Genomic DNA, 6,000 nt, shown 5'->3' with positions numbered 1-6,000 from the left:
GGCCGCCGCCGACACCCCGCCGTTCCAGCGCAGGTCCTCCACCACCCACAGGTCGTCCGCGCCGAGCGCCTCGGCCCGCCGCGCGAAGGCGGGCAACTCCTCGGGCAGCCAGTCGCGGTCGTACATCACACCGATCCGGAGATTCGTCATGCGACGGAACCTACGGTCCGACCGGAGAGGCGATCAACGGCTTTGCCGGTACGGGGCCGGCTGCCGCCGAAGCACTGGAAGCGGTGCTGGACACTCTGGTCCGGCGCGTCCTGGACGGCGACACCGCCTCCGCGACCGGGTTCGGCAGGCTCCAGGCGGTCCACACCCCAGCGCGCCGCGCACGCAATCCGCAGACCGGTGAACGAGTCCTGGTCCCCGCAGGCAGACGGATCGTGTTCCGCCCGGGCGCAGCGTTCACCGCGACGGCTCGCGGCGAGCGCCCGTCCCCGAGGCCGTGCGCGGCGTCGTGCGCAAGAGCCCGAAGAGCGCGCAACGCCCGGCCCGCGTCGCGGGACCACACCTGGCGCTCCTCCTCTCCTCGCAGCCAGCGCCGAGACCCTCGCCGAGATCCACAACCACCTCTACGAGACCACCGTCGGGCGGCCGGTCGACACCGAACCGGTCGAGATCATCCCCGGTACGGCGATCGGATCCGCCACCGCCGACACGGCAGGGGCCGTCGAATTGCACTGCCGCCACACCGGCACCGACACGGTGAGGACGATCCGAACGGACGCGGTGGTGCTCGCCACCGGATACCGCGCGGCCCGGCCCGCAGCCCTCGACCCGATCGCCGACCTGAGCGATCAGTGAATCTACAAGACTGTAGAGAAGCTGTGGGTGCTGGATACGATGAACGGCCCCTTCGAATTGTTCGGGGTGTTCCGACGGAGGGAGACGGGGTGGGAGGGCAAGGGCGTGCTCGGCGTGGTCAGGGTGAGCTGGAGGCGCAGGTGCTCGGTGCGCTGCGTGCGGCTGAGGGCCCTGTGGACACCGCTTGGGTGCAGGAGCGGGTGGGTGGCGATCTGGCGTACACGACCGTGATCACGATCTTGACGCGGCTGCTGGCCAAGGGGGCGGTGGTCCGGGAGAAGTCCGGGCGGGCGTTCGTGTGGTCCCCGGTCGCCGATGAGGCGGATCTGGCGGCGTTGCGGATGCGACGGCTGCTGGATCAGGAGAGGGACCGGGAGGCGGTGCTGGCGAGTTTTGTGACGTCGCTTCCTGCGGGGGACGAGCGGTTGCTGCGGGAGCTGCTGGAATGCGCCCGAGATCCGGAGGACTGACGCGGTCATGGGGGTTTTCGTCTTTCTGCCGCTGGTGTTGCCGTTGACGGCGTGGCCGGTGGCGAGGCTCGCTGAGCAGCGTCTGCATCCGCGGACCGCCACGGTGCTGCTGTCGGTGGTGGCCGGGGTGCTGGCGGTGTGCAGCATGGTGTGCCTGGCGCTGTTGATGGTGGTGGGGACCGCGCAGCTCCCGGGCAATCCGCTGCCCGATGGCTGGTCGGATGAGGAGGTGCGTGAGGCGGTCCCGTACGACGAGGTTGCCGGCCTCCTGGCCATCCCGGCGCTGGGAGCCGTGGTGGCAGCGTGCTGCCGCACGCTGTGGGTGCATCTGCGGGTGCGGCGCCGGGCGGAAAGAGCTGTGGCCGGCCTGCCGACGTCTGTGGTCGTGCTGCCGGACGCCGGACCGTACGCCTACGCGCTCCCTGGCCGACGGGGCAGGGCGGGCCGGGTGGTGGTGTCGACGTCGATGCTCTCGTGCCTGGAAAGCGCTGAGAGGCGGGCCCTGTTCGCACACGAGCGCGCCCACCTCGCGGGCCGGCACCACCGTTTTCTACTTGCCGTGCAGCTGGCGGCCCGGGCCAACCCGTTCCTTCGGCCGCTGCGCACCGCGGTGACCTTCACGGCGGAGCGCTGGGCGGACGAGGAAGCGGCCAGCACGATCGGCAGCCGCTGGGTGACAGCCCGCGCGATCGGCAAGGCGGCCCTGGTCTCCCAGGGCGCTCCCGCGGTGACGCCGGCCCACTTCGCGCAGGCGGGGCCGGTGCCCCGGCGGGTGGGCGCGCTGCTGGAGCCGGCCCCGGCGGTGCGCAGGTGGCCGTCGGTGTTCACCGCGGTGGGCCTGGCGGCGTGGACGGCCGCGGCGGGCACCACCCTTTCGGCGCTGTCATCGGCGAACGCGACGGTGACGCTGTTCTTCGTGCTCAAGGCCGCCACCCCGCTGTAGTCAGGAGCAAAGACGCCTCGGCCGCCCGGCCGGATGCCGGGCGGCCGAGGCGGGTCGCGTTTGTGGGTCGGCGGCGGCCCTTGAGGCGTTCGACGGCGGCGACGCCTGCTGCGGCGCGCGCGATCCGGACGGCCAGTTCGATCCAGTCGATGCCTTGGTGCCGGAGACGCCCACGCCGGCGGCGATCGCGGTGCCGACCAGGGCGGCGACGATTCCGACACCGATGGTCCACGGGATGCCGGTGCGCTGGCAGCCGGGCAGGGCCGGCCGGCCGAGCACTCCGACGATGGCGCCGATGATGATGGCGGTGATGATGCCGGAGACCTCCGTGCTGTCCCTTCCTCGAAGCGCTCCGCTGCTTCTGATGCCCGCCCGCCCCGTCCTCGCGCACGGTGCACACCGACGGGGGGGCCTGCCCTACAGGTCGAACTCGTGGGGCGGCAGGCCGAGGGTGAAACACGCCTCGCGGACCACGGCCTGCTCGGACTTGTCGAAGTCGCCGTCGGCGCCGCCGATGACGATGCCGATCTGGACAACGGCGCGGGCCTCGGCGGCCTTCTTCTTGGCCTTGGCGATCTCCTGCAGCACGCTGACCTTGCCGAAGTCGAAGTCGGCCGTCAGCTTGGCCAGGTTGTCCTCGAAGCGCCGCCGCAGGTCATCGGCGTCGAAGTTGCCCAGTACCTCGTTAGTGGCGATCAACTGCGCCACGCGCCGGCGCTCGGCCGGGTCGATGGTGCCGTCGGCGGCCGCCACGAGCGCGCACATCGCCATGGACGCGTCCCGGAACGCGCCGGACTTCAGGTCGTTCTTCTTCGCCGTCAGCTGGGTCTGCATCGTCGATGCCGATTCCCGGATGCGGTCCCACAGGGCCACGGGGTAACTCCTTCGTTGAGCGGTGTGCGGGCCGGGGCAGCCCGGCCCGCACCTGTAAGGGGGTGGGTCAGGCCTCGTCGTCGCCCTCGTCGTCGCCCTCGAAGAAGTCACCGACCTCGTCGACGACTTCGGCGGCGACGAGGCCGCCGGCCACGCCGACAGCAAGGCCCGCAGCGCCCGCGGCGACGGCCGTTCCCATGCCGGGCCCGGAACGGTGACCGCCGTGGCCGTCGTGAGAGTAATGGGCGCCGTGCGGGTCTGCGTGCCCGTAGGGTGCGGGGGCGCTGTGGTGGCCGTGGCTGGCGACCATCTGGCGGAGCCAGGCGTCGACGACGGTGTTCCAGTCGCGCTGGTCGGCACCGTCGTGGCTGACGACGTGCCGGTTGACGACATCACGGCCCGAAGAGAAGAATCCGCCGGGCTTGTCGGCCTCCAGAACGACTTCCATCCCGCCGGGGTGGGCCAGGAAGGTGACCTCCAGCTCCCGCATGGCGTACGCGTACTGCGGGGCGGGTGCGAGTTCGATCTCCTGGTAGAACGGCAGCTGCTGGCCGGTGCCGCGGATGTGGCCGTACTCCAGGTCGGCCGTCTTGAAGCCGAAGCCGAGCTGGCCGAGGGCTTCGAGGACCGCCTCCTGCACGGGCAGCGGGGCAACGGCGAGCGGGTCGAGGTCGCCCTTGTCCTTCGCGCCAGCCACCGCCAGCTCCGTGCGTACGCCGAGCACGATGCCCAGCGCCTGCCCGTACAGCTCCGTGATCGGCGTCTCCCACGGCAGGGCCAGGCCGAACGGCACACTGCGCTGCTCACCGGCGGCCAGGCGGAAGCCGCCGCCGACGGTGAACCGGCCGAAGGCCGCCACGCCCTCGGTCTCTCCGCCGTCGTGTTCTGCCTCCACCCGGGCGACCAGTTCCAGGGTGATCTGCTCGATGTCGAAGTCGGCGCTGCCGCCCTTCAGATGCACCTGGCCGGTCAGGCTGGAGCCGGGCCGAACCGCACCCGGGTCGAGGACCGTGTCCACGGTGGGGCCGCCCACGCCGAGCGAGCCGAGCAACTTCTTGAACACCATCGCGGCGTTCACTCCTTCATGTACGGGATCTGCCGGCGCGGCGCCGCGGAACCTCTGCCGAGGCACGGACGGCACCGCGCGGCCAGAGGATGGTGACTACTTCGCCGAATCCAGCGCGGCCAGCGCCTGGGCCCAACGGACGTACTTCAGCTCGGCGAGCTCGGCGACGGTGGCGACACCGAACGCCTCCTCCAGCAGCTCGCCGTCACGGTCGGACACCCCCTTCAGTGCCGCGACGGGGGCGGCGAGGATCTCGGGCAGCGGCTTGTCCGCCCACGCCTTGTCCAGCACCTTGTCCAGATCGATCGAAGCCACGTATGCCCTCCCAGGCCAACAGCGAGTCGAACCAGCGGTGCGCGGCCGTGCGGCCGCGCAGCCACCGCCGAAAGCGACGGCTGCATGTGTGCACCCAGGGGCGGCAGGAAGTATCCCAACCGCCCCCCGTGTTTTCTACACGACTGTAGAAGCATAGGGCCGGGCCGGCGAGTCACGGGACACTCCGGAGCCATGAGGACGTTAAAAGTCCGGAAACATACCGTGACCAGCAGTCCCTCAGGCGGCTTTACCGTTCCTTCACTATGGGTGAGGGAAACTCCCCTCTCCCCTGAAGCACCCCGCTCGACGACGCCCTCACCGTCATGCGGGCAGCCGGCACCCATCTCGCCGCCGTCATCGGCGATAAAGGCGCCGTCATCGGGTTCGCGCCATGGAAGACGTCCTGTCCGAGCCGGTCGGCCCCATGGCCGTTTGATCGCCGCCGCCCCCCGAAGCCGGCCCTTGACGCCGAGGTGTCATCGACGGGCTGGGGGCGGGCCGGGGTGGAACGGCTGCGGGCTCGTGCGACCGCACGCCTCTGCCCTGCCACCGCGGCATCATCGCCGACAATCCCGTGCCGCCGAATGCCCACGTCGAGGGCCTCACCAGCCAGCCCGACCTATGGGGCGGCCCAGTCACCGACGAACGCCGCACACTCATCGCCCGCCTTCAACCCGCTGTCCCCGCGCCCTGAGCCACAGCGACTGCTTCCAGCACCGTCAACTCGCGCGCCGAAGGCCTCCATAGCCGTTCGGCCCGCGAGTTGACGTTTTCGTCCATGGGCCATGAGGGCGCTGCGTGTTCTGGTCAGCTGGGCTGCGGGACGCTGTCACGAGTTTCCCGGGGCACCGCAGTCGCCAGGAAGCTGAGCGCTGGGATGCCGACGGGGTTGGTAGTGGTACGGGTGATGCGCAGCAGCGGGACGCCTTTGGCCAGGTGGAGCCGGTCGGCTTCGGCGGGGGGTGGGCCTGTGGGCGCTGACGGCTTCGGCAATCCGGGTGCCGCGGGCGAGGGTGGCGGAGAGGAAGCTGGTGGCGAGCCGGTGCGGGGTGTGAGTGGCGGCGTCGCCCATGAGCCGCTCGCGGACGAGGACTTCCTGGGGCCCGCCGTCGGGAGGCGGAGGAGGGCGGCGATGTCACGGAGGGCGGGCGCCCGGGCGATGGTGGGGGTTCGAGAGCGGCCCACGGTTGTGCGGAGGCGTCGAAGCAGTAGCCGCGTTCGTCGCGGTGGACTTGGCGGCCGCGGGTCGGGCCCCGGCGGGGAGACCGGGTGCGGACGACGGTTCCGCGGCGGCGGACGACGTCGACGAGCCCTTCGGCTTCGAGTGGGGCCAGGGCCTCGCGTGCGGTCTGCTTGGTGACGTTGTACTGAGCCTTTTCCAACCTGGCATGGCTTACTGCGAGTTGGTTACCCGTGAAGAAAGATGAAGCTCCTGGTGGACGGTGTCTCGACCAAGATCTACCGTGCCGCCAGGAGCTTCGCGTGCTTGTCCGCCCGTCCTCGATCAACCTGTCCACCCGCACTCTGCG

The 6,000-nt window shown here is 70.9% G+C and carries 7 protein-coding genes and 3 pseudogenes; 4 read left to right on the top strand and 6 right to left on the bottom strand.

Going from position 1 to position 6,000, the window contains the following annotated elements:
* Window positions 1-150, bottom strand: a pseudogene (locus ACIP93_RS28290) (5,10-methylene tetrahydromethanopterin reductase); the annotation flags it as partial.
* A gap of 83 nt (window positions 151-233) precedes the next feature.
* On the opposite strand from ACIP93_RS28290, the pseudogene ACIP93_RS28285 reads away from it, so the two are divergent.
* The 4 genes and pseudogenes from ACIP93_RS28285 to ACIP93_RS28270 all read left to right on the top strand — a co-directional run.
* Window positions 234-350, top strand: a pseudogene (locus ACIP93_RS28285) (HU family DNA-binding protein); the annotation flags it as partial.
* Window positions 349-804 carry a SidA/IucD/PvdA family monooxygenase gene (locus tag ACIP93_RS28280; RefSeq protein ID WP_401762964.1) on the top strand — a complete coding sequence of 152 codons (456 nt, stop codon included), beginning with the start codon at window positions 349-351 and terminating at the stop codon, window positions 802-804. The pseudogene ACIP93_RS28285 and the gene ACIP93_RS28280, both read left to right, overlap by 2 nt.
* 89 nt (window positions 805-893) lie before the next feature.
* Window positions 894-1,274, top strand: coding sequence for a BlaI/MecI/CopY family transcriptional regulator (locus ACIP93_RS28275; RefSeq protein ID WP_345220017.1), 381 nt, complete (start codon window positions 894-896; stop codon window positions 1,272-1,274).
* 7 nt (window positions 1,275-1,281) lie between these two features.
* Window positions 1,282-2,217: a M56 family metallopeptidase gene (locus ACIP93_RS28270; RefSeq protein ID WP_401762961.1), complete on the top strand. Its 936-nt coding sequence runs from the start codon at window positions 1,282-1,284 to the stop codon at window positions 2,215-2,217.
* Between the two features lie 70 nt (window positions 2,218-2,287).
* On the opposite strand, the pseudogene ACIP93_RS28265 reads toward ACIP93_RS28270, so the two are convergent.
* The 5 genes and pseudogenes from ACIP93_RS28265 to ACIP93_RS28245 all read right to left on the bottom strand — a co-directional run.
* Window positions 2,288-2,583, bottom strand: a pseudogene (locus ACIP93_RS28265) (hypothetical protein); the annotation flags it as partial.
* Between the two features lie 51 nt (window positions 2,584-2,634).
* Window positions 2,635-3,090 (bottom strand): TerB family tellurite resistance protein, encoded by a 456-nt coding sequence (locus tag ACIP93_RS28260; RefSeq protein ID WP_345220015.1) that lies wholly within the window; start codon window positions 3,088-3,090, stop codon window positions 2,635-2,637.
* Window positions 3,091-3,157: 67 nt separating this feature from the next.
* Complete coding sequence (locus ACIP93_RS28255) at window positions 3,158-4,156, bottom strand: sporulation protein (RefSeq protein WP_401762958.1); 999 nt, start codon at window positions 4,154-4,156, stop codon at window positions 3,158-3,160.
* 96 nt (window positions 4,157-4,252) lie between these two features.
* Window positions 4,253-4,471, bottom strand: coding sequence for a hypothetical protein (locus ACIP93_RS28250; RefSeq protein ID WP_401762955.1), 219 nt, complete (start codon window positions 4,469-4,471; stop codon window positions 4,253-4,255).
* A gap of 719 nt (window positions 4,472-5,190) precedes the next feature.
* Window positions 5,191-5,988 carry a GntR family transcriptional regulator gene (locus tag ACIP93_RS28245; protein WP_401762952.1) on the bottom strand — a complete coding sequence of 266 codons (798 nt, stop codon included), beginning with the start codon at window positions 5,986-5,988 and terminating at the stop codon, window positions 5,191-5,193.
* Window positions 5,989-6,000: the final 12 nt, after the last annotated feature.

Source organism: Streptomyces sp. NPDC088745 (assembly GCF_044751045.1).
GTDB lineage: Bacteria > Actinomycetota > Actinomycetes > Streptomycetales > Streptomycetaceae > Streptomyces > Streptomyces cremeus.
Note: the sequence above shows the minus strand (reverse complement) of the source record. Positions and strands in the feature narration are given on the sequence as shown.

What these genes read in the sequence shown, in the direction of transcription:
- ACIP93_RS28270 (WP_401762961.1), top strand. Translation starts at nt 1,282, where the DNA reads ATGGGGGTTTTCGTCTTTCTGCCGCTGGTGTTGCCGTTGACGGCGTGG.
- ACIP93_RS28255 (WP_401762958.1), bottom strand. Translation starts at nt 4,156, where the DNA reads ATGGTGTTCAAGAAGTTGCTCGGCTCGCTCGGCGTGGGCGGCCCCACC.